Here is a 17,013-nt window from a genome sequence, read left to right on the forward strand (position 1 = left end):
GCCACCGGCGCCTCCGGATCGTCCACCGCCACCAGGGTCCGCTCGGCGGCCTCCTGGTCGAGCTGGCTCTGCCGCCAGGATCGGCGCTTCTCGGAATAGAATTGGTTGCGCAGGATCATGAAGGTCCAGGCCTTCATGTTGGTGCCCATCTGGAAGCTGGCCCGGGCGTCCCACGCCTTCATCATGGCGTCCTGCGCCAAGTCGTCGGCTGCGGTGGGATCGCCGCAAAGGGTGCGGGCGAAGGCGCGCAGATGAGGTATGAGTTGGACAAGCTCGCGCTTGAACCCCTCGTCATCCGAACCGGAGCGCGAGAGACGGGCCGCGGGGGCTTCCGACATCAGCCGTTCTCCGCGGTCTTGCTGTCAGCCCGTCGCAGGATATCCAGGAATTCGTCCGGAACGTCCTCGTTGACCACCTCGTCGAACATCTGGCGCAGGCGCACGCCGATCGCCTGCTGGCGAAGGCGAGCCTCATCCAGGGCCGCGGATGGTTTGCGTGGGTCCGGTGCAGGCATGTTTTCGATCATACTGTCGGCGTTCCGCTTACGCGGCGGCCGCCCCCTCTTAGCATCCTCGTCGGCCATCAAACGCCCCGCATGGCTTGGGGTTCCCATTCCCCGACGTGCAAGATGCGGAAAACCCGCCGCTTTGGGAACAAGTTCCCCGTCGTTGCGTTTTTGCACCATGATGGGGACCGTGGGGGGAACGCCTCGGGGTGCTCGATCTGTAAAGTTGAGGCCAACGCGTTCAATACCAACGGGAGGGGTCACCCCTTGAGTCTGCTAGCACGTCTCGCGCCACATTTGCCCTACGTCCGCCGCTACGCCCGCGCCCTTACCGGCGATCAGACGACCGGCGACCATTATGTCCGCGTCGCGCTCGAGGCGCTGGCGGCGGGCGAACGTACGCTGGAGGCCAATCTCACGCCCCGCGTCGCGCTCTATCATGTGTTCCACGCGATCTGGTGCTCCTCCGGCGCCCAGCTCGAGACCCCGCGGGACGAGGATTCCGGCGACGACGACACCACGCGCCGGCTGATGCGCATCGCGCCGCGTTCGCGCCAGGCCTTCCTCCTGACCGCACTGGAAGGCTTCACGCCGACCGAGGCCGCTCAGATCCTCGACTCCGATTTCGCAGAGGTCGAACAGCTGATCGCGGAAGCCCAGACCGAGATCGATGCGGAACTCGCCACCGACGTCCTGATCATCGAGGACGAGCCGGTGATCGCCGCCGACATCGAGGCGCTGGTCAAGGAACTCGGCCACACCGTCGTCGACATCGCGGCCACCCGCACCGAGGCGGTGGACGCGGTCGCCCGCAAGACGCCGGGCCTGGTGCTGGCCGACATCCAGCTGGCCGACGGCTCCTCAGGCATCGACGCGGTAAAGGACATCCTGGCGCGTTACAACGTGCCGGTGATCTTCATCACCGCCTTTCCTGAGCGGTTGCTGACCGGCGAGCGTCCCGAGCCCACCTTCCTGATCACCAAGCCCTTCCAGCCGGAAACGGTGAAGGCGGCGATCGGCCAGGCGCTGTTCTTCCATCCGCGCAGGGCCTCCAAGCAGGCAGCCTGACCGGCGGAACGCTCGATCAAGCTCCACGTTGAGAAGGGGCGCCGCGGCCATCGCGGCGCCCGTTTTCGTTCGAGGAGAGATGCCGATGCTTGGTTGGGCGCTCGTTTTCGCCGTTCTGGCGCTGATTGCCGGGGTGCTGGGGTTCGCGGGCCTGGCTGGCCTGGCCGCGACCATCGCCAAGGTGCTGTTCGTAGTCTTCCTGGTGTTGCTGGTGGCGAGCTTCGTCATCCGCGCCTTCAGGGGGCAATCGGTGGTCTGACCGGATTCCCCTTTCCCGACGCGCAGCGCGAAGGGGAGGGCAGGGTGAGACGTGAAAAAGGCCGCCCATCGCTGGGCGGCCTTTGTCGTTTCGACCTGTAGCCGGCTCAGGGCCTCTGTTGGGTGGCCGGCGCCGGATCGGGGGCGTTGTAGCTGGGCGCGGCGGCGGCGCGGGTATTGGCTAGCTGATCGTCGGCGCGGGAGAGGGCGGGCGCCTTCCAGGTCCACGCCAGGAACAGGCCGATCGCGGCCAGCAGGGTGCCGAACACCAGGACCCAGAACATGTGCTTGCCGAAGCGGCCCTGGCGGGCGGAGGTTGCGGCCACGGTGGAGTGGCCGGTGTCATCGGATCTCGAGGTGTCGGCCATGCAGGCCTCCTTTTACTCTGAGGGGAAGTAGCTGAACGGGCCATTGGCCGTTCGGCTGGACAGGGGGTGGGCAGGATGGATCAGCGAGCCGACGAGGCCGCTGGCCACGGCGAGGCCGACGACGGCGCACAGAACGATGAGGCGACGGCGTCCCGCCTGCTGGCGCCAATTGGGCGTCTTCATCAGGATCGAACCGCGCGCGGCGGCATGGCTTAACGGCATGGCGCACCTCCCGCTCATGGGCCGGCGGGCGCGTCGCCCGTCGGTCAGGCAAACGTTCGCCAGCCCCCGGCGTTCCCCGACCGTCCCGACCGCGCCGCGGGACGGTCTCCAAAACTTCAACAAAACAACAACTTGCGTAGCCTCGGTCCTGGCGGCCAAAAAAGTTGAAAAAAGTGAGGAATGGCTCGGAACACATATCCGGGATGTGAGTTCTTAAGTCTGCGGAGGCGGCGACGCCCCCCCCGACTTGAGACCGGCGACCATGCCGGTCTGCCGTCTCCGCACCCCTTTTCTCGATGATGCACACTATGGGCGGGTCCTGGGACCCGCCCTTTTCTTGGCGATTAGTTGGACGCCAGGTGCAACACGATATCGGCGCGCCGACGCAGGGGGCGGCTACGACCATCGGCGGTGGTCGAGCCGGCGTCGCCGACCGCGGTGATCTTGAACTCGGCGCCTGGCAGCCCGGCGGCGGCCAGGGCGGCGGTCACCGCCTCGGCGCGACGCTTGGAGAGCTCCAGGTTGCCATCAGCACCACCGCCGATCGAGTCGGCCAGGCCAAGCACGTCGACGCCGGTCACCCTGCAGGGCTTGGCCTGCTGGGCGGCCGCAGCGATCACCGCGCGGCCCTCCTTGGTCACGTCGGCCGAGAAGCTCTCGAAATAGATCTGCACCGTCTGGTCCGCGCAACGCGGCGCGGCCTTCACGATCTTGCCGCGGGCGGTCTCCATCGAGGCGCAACCTCCAAGCCCGAGAGCGAGGCAAAGCCCCAGTATGGCAGCGCCGGTCGCCGTCGCGCGGATGGTCATGTCAAAGCCCCTCATCAGGATGACGAAGGCGATCGGACCGATCCGACCGCCCCTGCCGAATTAGGTTGTCAGGCTGACCCTATCGCGGGGCGCCGTCTTCCCAGAAATACCGACCGGTGGCGGAATCGAAGTAGTAATACCGCCCGGCCTGCTCGTCATAGTACTGCTTGTGGTTCGGGTGCGTCGCGCCGCAGCCGCCCTGGTCGGCGCAGCTCTTGGCCACGCCCAGCAGGCCGCCGGCGATGGCGGTGTTGGTGGTGTGGGGGGCCTCGAGGCAAGCGCAAAGCAGCGCCCCTGCGCCGGCCAGCGCCACGAGAGGTCCGAGCAGCATCCTAGGCGCTCCATATCTCTCCCCTGGTCGCTCAAACGCCACCCGGGTGCGGCCGTTCCGTCCCGATGGCCAAGCAGAACGCCGGTCTGGCTTTCCGGAACCTGCGCCGCGCCATGCCGTTGGAAGAGGGACAGCAGTTCGACCAGGGAGCCCTTCGATGGTTGGCGCACGCCTCGACATTGACGACCGGACCGCAAGGCCGATCGATCCCCTCGACATCCGCGAGGTCCAAGCCGACGTGCGACAGGCCTATGAGCGGGGTCGCGCCGACGAGCGGGCCAGTCGTCGGCGGCATCCGATCTTCATGACCCTGACCTTCGTCGCGGCGATCTGCGGCGTGGCGCTGATCGCGCTGGCGGCCGCCAATGGGTCGTTCAGCCGCGGCGGCAGCGTCGCCGACGAGAACTTGCAGGCGGCTGTGAACAAGGCCGAGCCGCAGGTCCGCGACGCGGCGAGCCAGGCCGGCCAATCCTTGCACGACGCCGGACAGGCTGCCAAAGCCAAGGCCAACGGTTCACCGAGCTAGGCGGACTTCTTGGGGGCGAACATCAAGACCGTCGAGGTCGTGGCCAATGTCGCCTCGGGCAGCGTTGGCCGCGGCGCGCCCGCGCAGGTCGAGAAGATCCTTTCGGACTTCGGCCTCGATCATCATGTCTGGACGCCGGAACCGCACGAGTTGGTCGACTGCCTGCGCGCGGCCGTCGACAAGGCGCCGGACCTGCTGGTGGTCCTGGCCGGGGACGGCACCGCGCGGGCCGCGGCCGAGCTCTGCGGGCCGGATGGCCCGCTGATCGCGCCGCTGCCGGGCGGGACCATGAACATGCTGCCCCACGCCGTCTATGGGCTTCGGACCTGGCCGGAGGCCCTGTCGCTGGCCCTGGAGCAGGGCTATGAGCAGGAGATCGGTGGCGGCTCGGTGGAGGGCCACAGCTTCCTGGTGGCGGGCATCTTCGGGTCACCCGCTCTCTGGGCGCCCGCCCGCGAGGCCGCCCGCTTCGGCAAGCCGAAGCTCGCCTGGATGCGCGCCCGCCGCGCTCTGCGCCGCACCTTCCAGGGCCGCCTTCGCTACATCCTCGACGGGGCCGAACGGCAGAAGGCCGAGGCCCTGGTGTTCATCTGTCCACTGACTTCCCGGGCGTTGAGCAGCGACGCCGAGGCCCTGGAGGCCGCCGCGCTCGACGTCCACGGCGCCGCCGACCTGCTGCGGCTGGGCTTCCACGCGGTGACCGGCGATTGGCGCGCCAGCCCCGGGGTCGAGGTGACCCCCTGCCGGACGGCGCGTATCTGGGCCTCGCGCGCCATCCCCGCGATCCTCGACGGCGAGAGCGTGCAGCTGAAGACCCTGGCCGAGGTGCGCTACACCCCGCGCGTCGCCCGGATCCTGGCGATCCCGAAGGATCTGTGAGCCGTGACCGTCCGCCTGGCGCACATTTCCGACATCCACTTCGGCGGCGAGAACGCCGCGGCCGTGGCGAGCGCGACGGCCTACGTCAACGCCGGCGGCTTCGACCTCGTCGTGGTGACCGGCGATCTGACGCGCTTCGCGGAGGTCGATGAGTTCGAGCGCGCGGCGGCGTGGCTGAAGCAGATCCGTGCGCCCAAACTGGTGACGCCGGGAAATCACGACGCCCCCTACCTCGCCTGGGGTGAACGGATATTTGCGCCGTTCAAACGCTACGAGGAGGCCATCGGACCCGCGCCGGCGCAGGTCCACCTGGGCGGCGGCTTCGCCGTGCGTGGCCTAAACACCGCGCGCGGGGCGCAACCGCGCATCAACTGGTCAAAGGGCCAGATCTCCCGGCGCCAGGTCGCCGCGGCGGTGGATTGGTTCGCGGACTCCCATCCCACCTGCGTGCGCATCGTCGCCTGCCATCATCCGCTGACGGAGATGATCGGCGGCCCGATGACCGGGCGGGTCTGGGGCGGCGAGGCGGCGGCGCGGGACTTCGCCAATGCCCGGGTGGACCTGGTGCTGTCCGGGCACATCCACGCCCCCTTCACCTGGCCCTACCCGTTCGGCGACCGGAAGACCTATGCGGTGGGCGCGGGTACGCTTTCGATCCGCGAGCGCGGGGCGCCGGCTGGCTTCAATGTGGTGGAAATCGACGAGGCGGCGATCCGGGTCGCCGCGATGGGATGGACCGGCTCGCATTTCGAGCCGCTTCGCACCACCTCCCTCGACCGTCGGCGGGGCGAGGCCGCAGGGCTGTAGAGGCCGCGCCGCCGTCCCAAGTCGATCCGAGGGGCGAGCGGCGCGGGTCCTCGATTTGGCGTCAGAGCATGGTGCCCCGGCCGCGCACGAAGTTCATGATCAGCGAGACCACAAACAGCACCAGGAAGACGTAGAAGGCGATCTTGGCGATGCCGATCGCGGCGCCGGCGATCGTCGTGAAGCCAAGTACGCCGGCGATCAGAGCGACCACCAGGAAAGTCAGGGCCCAACCGAGCATGGGATTTTCTCCGTTCGCGCCCCAATGGCGCCATCGGCCATCCGAACGCCCGGACGACGGGGCTGTTCCGCGCCGGCCGTTCACGGGCGCGCTACTTGGGCGGCGGCGGCCGGGGCGCGAAGGTCGCGGCGATGATCGCGGCGAGGATGCGGGGGTTCTTGAACGCCACGGTCGCAGCGGCGGCCACGGCGCCCAGGGCCACCAGCGGGCGCTCACGGGCGAGCTCGATCAGCTTGGCGGTGAGGTTCTGGCTGTCGCCCTTCGCCGGCTTTGGCGGCCGCGCCTTGCGGGTGATGACGAAGGCGATGACGAGGGCGATGAAGGCCACGATCCCCGCCACGGCGGCGGCGGCCCAGGCCGGCCCGATAATGTCGCGCAGGCCCGCGTAAATCGCGAACGCCAAAGCGACCATGCAGATCGCCCCCGCCGCCGCGATAGCGGCGAAGGCGGCGACCAGCCCGACGAACTTCCTGAAAATCATGCCCCCGACGTCGTTTGAGCGCGCTAGCGGCGCGACGAGGAGGCCGTCGCCAGCAGCAGGCCGATCAGCACGCCCACGCCCAGCGCCGCGCCGGTGGCGGCCAGCGGCCGCTCGCGCACCCGCTCAGTCATGTACTGCGAGGCCTGGTCGATCTGCTGGCCGGCGGTGTCGGAATAGGCGCGGGTCTGGGCCCGCAGCTGCTCGATGCCCTCGGCGACAACCTTTTCGATGCGCTTGGCGGCTTCGGCGAAGGAACGTTGCGCTTCAGCGGAGAGCTTGGTCGCCTTGTCTGCGGCGGCGTTCACGGCGGCGGTGGCTTCGTCAGCGGTATGGTCGACGCTGTTCGCGGGCATGGTGACGTCTCCGAAGGGATGGCCCGGCGGGGCGGCGGGGCGTTGGAAGGCTGAACGTGAGACATCCTAGCGGGTTCCCGCCTTGGCCGCAAAGGCGGGGCGAGCTCCCCAGAGCCGCCAAACGCCGCCGTTCGCGCACGGTTCCTGTCGCGATCCGCCGCGCGTCGCCCTATGTTCAGGTCATGACGCTAGGTGACCTTGGCCATAGCGAGGAGCATCGCCGCCTGGAACGGGCCCTGGAGGTGGCGGGCCTTGGCGAGTTCGAGTGGGACATGACCGCCGGCCGCTTCATGGTCAGCGCGCGCATGGCGGCGATCACCGGGCTCCCGCCGGGACCCATGCCGGCGCAGGACGCCAAGGCGTTTGAGCCTTTCATCCACCCCGACGACCGCGAAGCTTTCCGAGCCGACCGGGCCAGTCAGCGTCCCGCGGGCGTCTATCGGTTCGAGTTCCGCCATCTGCGGCCCGACGACGGGCGGACTGTCTGGCTTCGGGTGACGGGGGTGCTTGCGCGAGGGCCTGACGGGCGTGTGCTCAATGTCACCGGCATCGTCGAGGACATCACCGGACATAAGCTCGAGGAAGACCAGCGCCAGACGCTTCTGGCCGAACTCGACCACCGAGTGAAGAACGTCCTGGCCACGGTTCTGGCCCTGGCGCAACAGACTGCCAAGCGCACCACGTCGCTGGACGCCTTCCTGGCCAATTTCGGCGGCCGGTTGAAGGCGATGGGCTCCGCAAACGAACTGCTCACCGCCGCCCGCTGGCGCGGCGCTGCCATCGACCACCTGGCCGCCGCCGAATTGGGGGCGCTTTCCCCGGGCCAGACCGCCTGGGAGGGACCGGAGCTGTTCTTGACGCCGCGGGCCGCCAACGCCCTTGCGCTCGGCCTGCACGAGCTGGCGGCGAATGCGGTGAAGTTCGGCGCGCTGTCGGTGGAAACCGGCCGCGTCAGCCTGCGTTGGGTGCGCCTGCCCGACGGCGGCTTCGAGCTGACTTGGACGGAGAGCGGCGGCCCGACCGTCAGCGCGCCGAGGCGGCGCGGATTCGGATCGACCCTGCTGGAACAGGTGACCGGCCGCGAGCTGAACGGCGAGGCGGCCATCGACTACCGTCCAGCCGGCGTCCAGGTGCGGCTGCGCGCCGGGGCCGCCGCCGTGGCCCCGCGTCCGGAGAACGTGCCAGAGGCGCCCGCCGCGCGGACCACCGAGACTGTCGTCACCGTCCACAGCGGTCCCCCGAGCCTCCGCGGCGCACGCGTCCTGATCGTCGAAGACGCCGTCCTGCTGGCCATGGAGCTGGAAACCGGGTTGTCGGACGCCGGCGCCACGATCATCGGTCCGGCCTATGAGCTGGAGGAGGCCTTGGCCCTGCTGGACCAGCCGATCGACGCGGCCGTGCTGGACGCCAACCTCAACGGCCACTCGGTCAGCCCCGTGGCCGAGGCCCTGGCCAAGCGCCAGGTGCCCTTCGTCTTCGCAACTGGTTATGGCGAGACCGGGGGCGCGCCGGGGGGCTTCGACGCCCCGGTGATCCGCAAGCCGTACGATGTCTATCAGGTGGCGGTCGCGGTCGCCGATCTGTTGAAGGCCAAGACGTCGCACCCCAAAGGCCGCACCTGAGACAAGGCGTCGCCTCGGCTCAGCTTAAACGGCGGTCTAGACAGGGTGTCAGGGGGGCCTGCGGTGTCATCGCAGGGGCTGGACCGGCGGCCTAAAGGATTTCGCCCGATTCAAGCGACCGGAACTCCCTCGTGCGGTCCGCGGCATAGGTCGCGGACCGGCGCACTTCTCAGACGATCCCCGCCTTGCGCAGGTCCGCGATCTGTTCGGCGGAGCAGCCGGCGCGGGCGGACAGCACCTCATCAGTGTGCTGCCCCAGGGCCGGACCTGGCCAGCGGATCGAGCCGGGCGTCCGCGAAAGCTTCGGAAAGGCGTTCTGCATGCGGATCGGCCCAAAGACGGGGTGGTTTGTGGTGACGATGGCTTCGCGGGCCACGAATTGCGGGTCCTCCAACATGTCCGGCGCGCGGAACACGCGGCTCGCCGGCACGCCCTTGGCCTCCAGCAGGGCCAGGAGATCGGGCAGGGCGAAGGTCGAAGTCCAGTCGGCGACAATGGCGTCCAACTCGTGCTGGTTCACGCCACGGCTGGCGTGGTCGACGAATTTCGGATCGCCCTTCAGGTCGGGACGGCCCATGGCCTCGGTCAGGCGGGCGTAGACCGTATCGCCGTTGCCGCCGATCAGGATCAGCTCGCCGCCAGCGCAGGGATAGGCGTTGGACGGCGCGATGCCAGGCAGGACCGAGCCCGAGCGCTCGCGCACATAGCCGGTGATGTCGTATTCGGTGACGAGGTTCTCCATCACCGCCAGCACGCTCTCGTAGAGCGCAGCGTCGATCACCTGACCCCTCCCGGTTCGCTCCCGCTCATGCAGCGCCATGGTGATCCCCATCACCGCATGCATGGCCGCCAGGCTGTCGCCGATGGAGATGCCGGCCCGCGCCGGCGGACGGTCCGGATCCCCGGTGACATGGCGCAGGCCGCCCATCGCCTCGCCGATCAGGCCATAGCCGGCGCGCTCCGCGTAGGGGCCGGTCTGGCCGAAGCCAGACACGCGGGCCATGACCAGCTTCGGATTGTCCGCGGACAGGGTCTCGTAGGAGAGACCCCACTTCTCCATGGCGCCGGGCCGGAAGTTCTCGATGACGATGTCCGCGCCGCGGATCAGCTCGCGAACGATGGCTTGGCCCTCGGGCTTTCTCAGGTCCAGGCCCACCGACTTCTTGTTGCGCCCGATGACCGGCCACCAGGGCGAGTGGCCCTTCGGCAGGCTGCGGCCCCACTGGCGCATGGGGTCGCCAACCTTCGGATCCTCGATCTTGATCACCTCGGCCCCGAAGTCGCCGAGGATCTGGCCGGCGAAGGGTCCGGCGATCAGCGAGCCCATCTCGATCACCACCAGGTCGGAAAGTGGGCCTTGGTTGGGGAGGGTCATGAGGACTCCGATTGTGCGGTCGATACCGCGAGCCAGAGCCGGGTCGGGTCGGGCTTGTCAATCGCCGGCCGAGCGGTGCTCTTAGGTGCTGTTTTTTGACGATGGAGCTCAATTTGCGATTCCCCGCCGCCGTCGCGAGCCTGATCCTTGCGTTGGCTCTGGCCCCAAATGTGGTCGCCGCCACGCCCAGCACCTTGACGGCCGGCGCCGTGGCCTCGCCGGACCGCTACGGCGCCCGGGCCGCCCAGGAGGTGCTTAGAGCCGGCGGCAATGCGGTGGACGCCGCGGTGGCCACGGCCTTCGTCCTGGCGGTCACCTATCCGGAGGCCGGCAACCTGGGCGGCGGCGGGTTCATGACCCTCTATGTCGAGGGCAAGCCCTACTTCCTCGACTACCGCGAGACCGCGCCGGCCAAGGCCAGCGCCGGGATGTACCTGGACGCCAGCGGCCGGCCGATCGTCGAGGCGAGCCTGGTCGGACCCCTGGCCGCCGGGGTCCCCGGTACGGTGCGCGGCATGGCCGAGGCGCACCGGCGGTTCGGCAAGCTTGCCTGGGCGCGGGACCTGGCGCCGGCGATCCGGCTGGCGCGGCTGGGGTTCACCGTGACGCCGGCCGAGATCAAAGAGCGCGAGGAAGACCGCGTGTCTTTCGCAAAGACCAACTTCGACCGCTACTTCGCCGGCATGGCCGCGGGCCGCACCTTCCGCCAGCCGGAGCTCGCCGCGACCCTGGAGCTGGTCGCCCGTCAGGGCGCCAAGGGCTTCTATGAAGGCAGGACCGCCGACCTGATTGTCGCCCAGATGGGCCGCGGGCCGGGCAAGGGCCTGATCGGCAAGGCCGATCTCGCCGGCTACAAGGCCGTCTGGCGGGCGCCAGTCGAGGGCGAATGGCGCGGCTTCCGCGTGATCACCGCCCCGCCGCCCAGCTCGGGCGGCATAGCGCTCCTGCAAATGCTGGCGATGAAGGCGGACGATGCGGCGTTCTTTAAGGGCGTGGCGCTGAACAGCCCGCAGTACATCCACCTCGTCTCTGAGATCGAAAAGCGGGTGTTCGCCGACCGCGCGGAATATCTCGGCGACCCGGATTTCTGGAAGGTCCCCGTGGCCGCCCTGACCGACCCGGCCTATATGGCCCGACGCGCCCGCGAGGTCGATCCGGCCAAGCCTTCGGCGCTCGCCGCAGTGAGGCCGGGCCTCGGCTCGGAAAAGCCGCAGACCACGCACTTCTCCATCGTCGACCGCTGGGGCAACGCCGTCTCCAATACCTATACGCTCAACGGCTCGTTCGGCGCGGGCGTGGTGGTGGAGGGCGCGGGGTTCTTGCTGAACGACGAGATGGACGATTTCTCGGTGAAGCCGGGCGCGCCCAATCTCTATGGCGTGGTCGGCGGCGAGGCCAACGCCATCGCGCCGGGCAAGCGGCCGCTATCGTCGATGACGCCGACTATCCTGACCAAGGACGGCAAGGTCGCCATGGTGATCGGCACGCCTGGCGGCTCGCGCATCTTCACCTCGGTGTTCCAGGTGCTGGCCGACGTCTATGACTTCGGCCTGCCGCTGCCGAAGGCCATGGCGGCGCTACGCTTCCATCATCAGCTCTTGCCGGAGAACACCATCTTCACCGAGCCTTACGCGCCAATGCCAGCAGCGCTGGCGGCTCAGGTGAAGGCCCGTGGCTATCGGATCGAGGGCCAAGACTTCAACGGCGACATGGCGGCCGTCGAGGTCGTGAGCGGTCGGCCGCAGCCGGCGTCCGACCCGCGCGCCCGCGGTGTCTCGCTGGTCGTGCGCTGAACGGCTTCACTTCGGCGAGGCGCAGGCGTAAGCGGGCTCGCATGAGCGCCTTTCTCTTCGATCCGCCCGCCGTTGTCACCGTCCCCGTCGAGGGTCGCGCCGAGGTTTTCCCCGTCCGCCGCATCCTCTGCGTCGGCCGCAACTACGCCGCCCACCGGCGCGAGATGGGCGGCGACGACCGAGATCCGCCGTTCTTCTTCGCCAAGCCGGCCGATGCGATTGTCCCGCCCGGCGGCGACGTGGCCTATCCGCCCAAGACCGCCAACCTGCACCATGAGATCGAGCTGGTCGTGGCGCTGAAGGCCGGCGGCGAGGATGTCCCGGTCGAACAGGCCCTCGACCTGATCTTCGGCTATGCGGTGGGTGTCGACATGACCCGGCGTGACCTGCAGAACGCGGCCAAGGACAAGGGCCAGCCCTGGGACGCCTCCAAGGGCTTCGACCAGTCCGCTCCGATCAGCGCCATCAAGCCCTGGACGGGCGCGCCGCCGCAGGGCCGCATCACCCTTTCCGTCAACGGCCAGGTCCGGCAGGACGCCACTGTCGCCGACATGATCTGGGCCACCGCCGAAATCGTCTCCGAGGCCTCGAAGCTCTGGACCCTGGCCGCCGGCGACCTGATCTACACGGGCACGCCCGAGGGCGTCGGCCCGCTGGTCCGTGGCGACGCCGTCACCGGTGAGGTGGAGGGCGTCGGCGCCCTTTCCTTCAAGGTCGTCTGATGAGCTACACCCTCTACAGCGCCTGGCGCGCCACGGCCCCTTACCGGGTGCGCATCGGCCTGGCCTTGAAGGGCGTGCCTTACGACTATTCCGCCCTCGACCTGATCAAGGGCGAGCAGCGCGAACCGGCCTACCAGGCGGTAAACCGTCAGAAGCTGACCCCGGCGCTGGACCTGGGCGGCGGCCGGGTGCTGACCCAGAGCCTGTCGATCCTGGAGTGGCTGGAGGAGGAATATCCCGACCCGCCGTTGCTGCCCAAGACCTCGTTGGAGCGTCAGGCCGTGCGCGCCATGGCCCTGATCGTCGCTTGCGACATCCACCCGTTGAACAATACCCGCGTGGGCCGCAAGCTGCATCAAATGGGCATCGACCAGGCCGGCATTCTGGAGTGGACCCAAGGCTGGATCCGCGACGGGTTCGACGCTCTGGAGCCGATGGTCGCGCAATACGGCGAGGGCTACGCCTTCGGCGACACGCCCAGCCTGGCCGACTGCTGCCTGATCCCGCAGGTCTATTCCGCCCGGCGCTACGAGGTGGACCTCAGTTCGTGGCCGGCCATCGCGGCGGTGGATGCACGCGCCCAGGCGCATCCGGCGTTCCAGGCCGCCCATCCCAACCAGCAACCCGACGCGGTCCCGCTCTAGATGCTAGACGACTTGAAGGCCAACAACCGCGCCTGGGCCGCGCGGAAGACCGCCGCCGATCCGGGCTTCTTCAAGCGCCTGGAGGGCCAGCAGGCGCCGGAATATCTTTGGATCGGCTGTTCCGACAGCCGTGTGCCCGCCAACGAGATCGTCGACCTCGATCCAGGCGAGCTCTTCGTGCACCGCAATGTGGCGAACCTCGCGCCGCCGCAGGACGCCAACTACCTGTCGGTGCTGCAGTTCGCGATCGATGTGATCAAGGTCAAGCACGTGATGGTCGTCGGCCACTACGGCTGCGGCGGCATCGCCGCGGCGGTGGACGGCAAGCGCCGCGGCCTGGTCGACCATTGGCTGCACCCGATCCGCGAGGTCTGCCACGAGCATCGCCATGAGCTGGAGGCCATCCCCGAGGAGCGCGACCGCCTCGACCGGCTCTGCGAGCTGAACGTCATCCGCCAGGTGAGGAACGTCGCCTCGGACGTCTTCGTGCAGGACGCCTGGGCACGCGGCCAGCAGGTCTGCGTCCACGGCTGGGTCTATTCCCTGGCGACCGGCCTGGTGAACGACCTGGGCGTCACCGTGGGCGGACCGGACGAGCTCGATCGCCTGGAGACGCGCGCCGAGCCTTGAGCCGCCGTCGGACGGATTCACCATAACCTTGATGAATCAAAGATTTACTCTTCTTCGTAACTGATTCCTTTACGCTGTTCGTTCAGATTTCACCCGTTGAACTCGGACTCGGGTGATCAGATGCGAAACCCTCTCAGACTGCTCCGCCTCTCCAGACTCCTGGCCCAATTCGTGCGGCGCGCAGTGCGCGACCGAAGCGGGGTCAGCGCCGTGGCCTTCGCCATCACCTTCGCGGTGCTGGCGCCCATGACGCTGGGACTCTTCGACATCTACCAGGGCAACGAACAGCACGGGAAACTGCAGGACGCCCTGGACGCGGCGGCCCTCTATGCGGCCCGTTCGAACGCCACCGACAACCCCACCATCAACACCATCGGCAACAAGGCGCTGGCCGCCAACCTGCAACTTGTGCAGGGCGCGACCTTGACCTCGTCCTCTTTCGTGCTGGCGAACAACAATCAGCAGGTCCAGGCCCAGGCCACGGTGCAGCTGACGGCCTACGCACCGACGGAATTCACCCACTCGCCCGTGCAGGTCTCCTCGCAGGTGACCCGCAACGGCAACAATATCGAAGTCGCGATGGTGCTCGACAACACCGGATCGATGGCGGGTTCGCCGATGACCTCTCTGCAATCGGCGGCCAACCAACTGATCGATCTGGTCGTCTCAGACACCCAGTCGCCATTCTATTCGAAGATCGCAGTGGTGCCCTATTCGAACGCCGTGAACGCTGGGGCTTATGTCAACCAGGTGCGAGGCACGCCGACGACGGCGCCTTCGCCCATGGCCGCCCCGTGCGTGGACCAGCCGGGCTGCACGAAGATGAAATTCACCTCCGCGTCGGGGTCCCCGCCCACCTACAATGTCAGCAACTGCGTCAGTGAGCGGACCGGCGCCCAGGCCTTCACCGACGCTTCCTACAGCGGCGCCCCGGTGGGCTGGGTCTATCCGCCCTCCGACAACCCCTGCATCAGCGCCTCCATCCAGCCGCTCACCAGCGACAAGCCCACGCTGCACAACATGATCGGCACGCTGACCGCCGGCGGCTCGACCGCGGGCCACATCGGCGTGGCATGGGGCTGGTACATGATCTCGCCCAACTGGGGCGGCCTGTTCCCCTCCGCAAGCCAGGGCGCGGCCTATGGCACGCCCAACACGCTGAAGGTGATGATCCTGATGACCGACGGCGCCTTCAACACCGCCTACTGCAAGGGCGCGATCTCGAACCCCAGTTCGGCCACCGACGGCAGCGCCGGCGGGTCGAACGAGCACACCGCCTGCGCCTCGCCCAACGGCGACTCCTTCACCCAGGCTCAGGCGCTCTGCACCGCGATGAAGGCGCCGCCGAACAATGTCCTCATTTACACTGTGGGCTTCCTGCACGGCGGGGCCGATCCGCAGGCCCAGGCGATCCTCGCCAACTGCGCCACCGACGCCGCCCACGCCTACCTTCCTACGACGGGCGCGCAGCTGCAGGTGGCGTTCCAGGCGATCGCCGCAGACCTGAACAAGCTGCGGATCTCCCAGTAGATCCGACGCCGAGCGTCTCGGCCGGCCGACTCGATCCGGGTCAGCCGGCTGGCGTTCTTGAGGGTCAGGCGAGCTTGATCTCGCGCAGGCGCTCCTGAAGGTAGTCGTCCGCCGTGAGCGGGGTCGGGTAACGGTCCGGATGGCTCGGGTCGACGCAGTTCGGCAGGGTCTTGATCAGGTAGTCCGAATTGAAGTGCAGGAAGAAGGGCGTCGAATAGCGGGCGAAGCCGCGCCGCTCAGGCGCCGGGTTGACCACCCGGTGGGTGGTGGAGGGCAGGCGGTTGTTGGTCAGCCGCTGCAGCATGTCGCCGATATTGCAGACCAGCGCCCCGGGCGGCGGATTGATCGCCAGCCACTGGCCGTCGCGATCCAGCACCTCCAGCCCCGCCTCCTCGGCGCCCAGCAGGAGCGTGATGACGTTGATGTCCTCATGCGCCGCTGCGCGGATGTGCGGGCCGTCGAAGGGAACCGGCGGATAGTGCAGCAGGCGAAGGATCGAATTGCCGAAGTCGACGGTCGAGTCGAAGAAATGGCGGTCGAGTCCCAGGTAGACGGCGATCGCCTCCAGCACCTTCAGGCCCATCTGGTCCAGCGCGCCGTAGAGCCAGCCCACCGTCTCGTGGAATTCAGCGACCTCGGCGTCCGGCCAGACGTTGTCGGCCATGTGGCTGCGGTAGGGGTGGCCGGGCGGCAGATCGCGGCCGACGTGCCAGAATTCCTTCAGGTCATAGTTCACTTCGCCCTTTGCGGTCTCGACGCCGAAGGGGGTGTAGCCGCGCTGGCCGCCGACCGGCAGCTTGTATTTCAGCTTCTGCGCCTCCGGCAGGGCGAAGAATCTCTTGGCCGCGGCCAGGGCCGCGTCGATCCGCGCCTGCGGGACGCCGTGGTTGGAGATCACCGCGAAGCCGAACCGCTCGAACGAAGCGCCGAGGGTGTCGGAGAAGTGGGGGAAGTCGCGGCTGAAGCCTTCGAAGGAGACAGGCGCGATACGAGGCGGCAGGGTGTGGGCTTGGCTCATTTGAGCCGTTCTACACCCGCTCCTTGTCGGCTTCCAAACGGTGCTGCCCCTCTTGCGCCCGCGCTTCCCGCTCGCCGTCTTCCTCTGCGGCGATGCGGGTCATCTCTGCGCGCAAGAGGCGCTCGGTGGTCTCGCGGCTGTCGCGGGCGGCCATGGTGTAGTTGTCCTCCTCGCCGGCCAACGGGGCCAGCTCCTTGAAGTACTTTTCATCCTGTTCGCGGAAGACGATGGCGGCCCGAAGCGCCCGGCGCTCGCTGACGCCCAGCTTCAGGAGGGCTTTGCGGCCATAGTTCAGCGCGCTCTCGAAGGTCTCCCGCTCGACCGAGACGCCCGGCGTTTTCAGGAGCTCGTAGGCGTGGCGGCGGTCGAAGGCGCGGGCCAGGATGGTGATGTTGGGGAAGGCTTGGTGCGCGGCCTCGACCATCTCCGAGGCCTTGTCGCGGTCGTCGATGGCCACCAGCAGGAGCTTGGCCTTGTCGGCGCCGGCCGTGCGCAGGAGGTCGATGCGGCTCGCGTCGCCATAGTGCACCCGCCAGCCGAACCGTCGCAGGATCTCGATCTGTTCGATGGAGTTCTCCAGCAGGACGACCTTGAAATTGTTGGCCAGCAGGAGGCGGGTGGCGATCTGCCCGAAGCGGCCGAATCCCGCGACGATCACGTCGGGATCGCCCTCGTCGAAGGGCAGGTTCTCGGGTTCGGCGCGCGCTTCGAGGCGGCTCAGCACGAGCTTCTCATAGGCGGTGGTGACCAGGGGCGTCGCGGCCATGGAGACGGCGACGATTGCGGTCAGCATCCGCGCCAGCTCGGCGCCCATCACGTGGGCGCCCACGACAA

Annotated in this window: 23 protein-coding genes; 11 read left to right on the forward strand and 12 right to left on the reverse strand. The window is 68.3% G+C overall.

Annotated elements, in window-relative coordinates; translation table 11 throughout:
* The coding region (locus E8A12_RS18150; protein ID WP_293371425.1) for a sigma factor at window positions 1-338 on the reverse strand (338 nt) is incomplete at its 3' end.
* On the reverse strand, window positions 338-526 hold the full coding sequence (locus E8A12_RS18155; protein ID WP_293371465.1) for a NepR family anti-sigma factor: 189 nt from the start codon (window positions 524-526) through the stop codon (window positions 338-340). The genes E8A12_RS18155 and E8A12_RS18150, both read right to left, overlap by 1 nt.
* A 246-nt stretch (window positions 527-772) precedes the next feature.
* Between E8A12_RS18155 and E8A12_RS18160 the strand changes: the two genes are divergently transcribed.
* Window positions 773-1,573, forward strand: a complete 801-nt coding sequence (locus E8A12_RS18160; protein WP_293371427.1) for a response regulator — start codon at window positions 773-775, stop codon at window positions 1,571-1,573.
* Between the two features lie 85 nt (window positions 1,574-1,658).
* A complete protein-coding gene (locus E8A12_RS18165) occupies window positions 1,659-1,832 on the forward strand; it encodes a DUF1328 domain-containing protein (RefSeq protein ID WP_293371467.1) in 174 nt (57 codons plus the stop codon).
* A 106-nt stretch (window positions 1,833-1,938) separates the two neighbouring features.
* Here the strand turns inward: E8A12_RS18165 and E8A12_RS18170 are convergent, their stop codons facing one another.
* From E8A12_RS18170 to E8A12_RS18185, 4 genes are all read right to left on the reverse strand, one after another.
* Window positions 1,939-2,199, reverse strand: coding sequence for a hypothetical protein (locus tag E8A12_RS18170; protein WP_293371429.1), 261 nt, complete (start codon window positions 2,197-2,199; stop codon window positions 1,939-1,941).
* A 12-nt stretch (window positions 2,200-2,211) separates the two neighbouring features.
* Window positions 2,212-2,421 (reverse strand): hypothetical protein, encoded by a 210-nt coding sequence (locus tag E8A12_RS18175; protein WP_293371431.1) that lies wholly within the window; start codon window positions 2,419-2,421, stop codon window positions 2,212-2,214.
* Between the two features lie 344 nt (window positions 2,422-2,765).
* Window positions 2,766-3,152, reverse strand: a complete 387-nt coding sequence (locus tag E8A12_RS18180) for an OmpA family protein (protein WP_293371433.1) — start codon at window positions 3,150-3,152, stop codon at window positions 2,766-2,768.
* 157 nt (window positions 3,153-3,309) lie between these two features.
* Entirely contained in the window at window positions 3,310-3,561 is a 252-nt protein-coding gene (locus tag E8A12_RS18185; protein ID WP_363212432.1) for a hypothetical protein, read from the reverse strand.
* Between the two features lie 157 nt (window positions 3,562-3,718).
* Between E8A12_RS18185 and E8A12_RS18190 the strand changes: the two genes are divergently transcribed.
* Genes E8A12_RS18190 through E8A12_RS18200 form a run of 3 tightly spaced genes read left to right on the forward strand, consistent with a single transcriptional unit; the run spans window position 3,719 to window position 5,773 of the window.
* Window positions 3,719-4,087, forward strand: a complete 369-nt coding sequence (locus E8A12_RS18190; RefSeq protein WP_293371435.1) for a hypothetical protein — start codon at window positions 3,719-3,721, stop codon at window positions 4,085-4,087.
* A 9-nt stretch (window positions 4,088-4,096) separates the two neighbouring features.
* Complete coding sequence (locus E8A12_RS18195) at window positions 4,097-4,966, forward strand: diacylglycerol kinase family protein (protein WP_293371437.1); 870 nt, start codon at window positions 4,097-4,099, stop codon at window positions 4,964-4,966.
* A 3-nt stretch (window positions 4,967-4,969) separates the two neighbouring features.
* Window positions 4,970-5,773, forward strand: a complete 804-nt coding sequence (locus E8A12_RS18200; protein ID WP_293371439.1) for a metallophosphoesterase — start codon at window positions 4,970-4,972, stop codon at window positions 5,771-5,773.
* 61 nt (window positions 5,774-5,834) lie between these two features.
* On the opposite strand, the gene E8A12_RS18205 is transcribed toward E8A12_RS18200, so the two are convergent.
* The 3 genes from E8A12_RS18205 to E8A12_RS18215 form a co-directional block, all read right to left on the reverse strand.
* Window positions 5,835-6,011 (reverse strand): DUF1328 domain-containing protein, encoded by a 177-nt coding sequence (locus tag E8A12_RS18205; RefSeq protein WP_293371441.1) that lies wholly within the window; start codon window positions 6,009-6,011, stop codon window positions 5,835-5,837.
* A 91-nt stretch (window positions 6,012-6,102) separates the two neighbouring features.
* Window positions 6,103-6,492 (reverse strand): hypothetical protein, encoded by a 390-nt coding sequence (locus E8A12_RS18210; RefSeq protein ID WP_293371443.1) that lies wholly within the window; start codon window positions 6,490-6,492, stop codon window positions 6,103-6,105.
* A 23-nt stretch (window positions 6,493-6,515) separates the two neighbouring features.
* Window positions 6,516-6,845, reverse strand: coding sequence for a DUF883 C-terminal domain-containing protein (locus tag E8A12_RS18215; protein WP_293371445.1), 330 nt, complete (start codon window positions 6,843-6,845; stop codon window positions 6,516-6,518).
* 182 nt (window positions 6,846-7,027) lie between these two features.
* Here E8A12_RS18215 and E8A12_RS18220 point away from each other — a divergent pair, with 182 nt between their 5' ends.
* The gene (locus E8A12_RS18220; protein WP_293371447.1) at window positions 7,028-8,467 is read left to right on the forward strand and encodes an HWE histidine kinase domain-containing protein; all 1,440 of its coding nucleotides are present in this window, start codon (window positions 7,028-7,030) and stop codon (window positions 8,465-8,467) included.
* Window positions 8,468-8,636: 169 nt separating this feature from the next.
* Here the strand turns inward: E8A12_RS18220 and E8A12_RS18225 are convergent, their stop codons facing one another.
* On the reverse strand, window positions 8,637-9,842 hold the full coding sequence (locus E8A12_RS18225; protein ID WP_293371449.1) for a CaiB/BaiF CoA-transferase family protein: 1,206 nt from the start codon (window positions 9,840-9,842) through the stop codon (window positions 8,637-8,639).
* Between the two features lie 113 nt (window positions 9,843-9,955).
* Between E8A12_RS18225 and ggt the strand changes: the two genes are divergently transcribed.
* From ggt to E8A12_RS18250, 5 genes are all read left to right on the forward strand, one after another.
* Window positions 9,956-11,635, forward strand: a complete 1,680-nt coding sequence (gene ggt / locus E8A12_RS18230) for a gamma-glutamyltransferase (protein ID WP_293371451.1) — start codon at window positions 9,956-9,958, stop codon at window positions 11,633-11,635.
* Window positions 11,636-11,676: 41 nt separating this feature from the next.
* A complete protein-coding gene (locus E8A12_RS18235; RefSeq protein ID WP_293371453.1) occupies window positions 11,677-12,357 on the forward strand; it encodes a fumarylacetoacetate hydrolase family protein in 681 nt (226 codons plus the stop codon).
* Window positions 12,357-13,001: a maleylacetoacetate isomerase gene (gene maiA, locus E8A12_RS18240; protein ID WP_293371455.1), complete on the forward strand. Its 645-nt coding sequence runs from the start codon at window positions 12,357-12,359 to the stop codon at window positions 12,999-13,001. Before E8A12_RS18235 ends, maiA begins: the two co-directional genes overlap by 1 nt.
* Window positions 13,002-13,631, forward strand: a complete 630-nt coding sequence (locus tag E8A12_RS18245) for a carbonic anhydrase (protein WP_293371457.1) — start codon at window positions 13,002-13,004, stop codon at window positions 13,629-13,631.
* A 183-nt stretch (window positions 13,632-13,814) separates the two neighbouring features.
* Window positions 13,815-15,161, forward strand: a complete 1,347-nt coding sequence (locus E8A12_RS18250; RefSeq protein ID WP_293371459.1) for a pilus assembly protein TadG-related protein — start codon at window positions 13,815-13,817, stop codon at window positions 15,159-15,161.
* A 64-nt stretch (window positions 15,162-15,225) separates the two neighbouring features.
* Here the strand turns inward: E8A12_RS18250 and E8A12_RS18255 are convergent, their stop codons facing one another.
* Both E8A12_RS18255 and E8A12_RS18260 read right to left on the reverse strand, forming a co-directional pair.
* Window positions 15,226-16,179, reverse strand: coding sequence for a 2-oxoglutarate and iron-dependent oxygenase domain-containing protein (locus E8A12_RS18255; RefSeq protein ID WP_293371461.1), 954 nt, complete (start codon window positions 16,177-16,179; stop codon window positions 15,226-15,228).
* Between the two features lie 10 nt (window positions 16,180-16,189).
* Window positions 16,190-17,013: NAD-binding protein (locus tag E8A12_RS18260; RefSeq protein ID WP_293371463.1), on the reverse strand; the 824-nt coding region annotated here is incomplete at its 5' end.

This window comes from Phenylobacterium sp., assembly GCF_004799395.1.
In the GTDB taxonomy this organism is placed as follows: domain Bacteria; phylum Pseudomonadota; class Alphaproteobacteria; order Caulobacterales; family Caulobacteraceae; genus Phenylobacterium.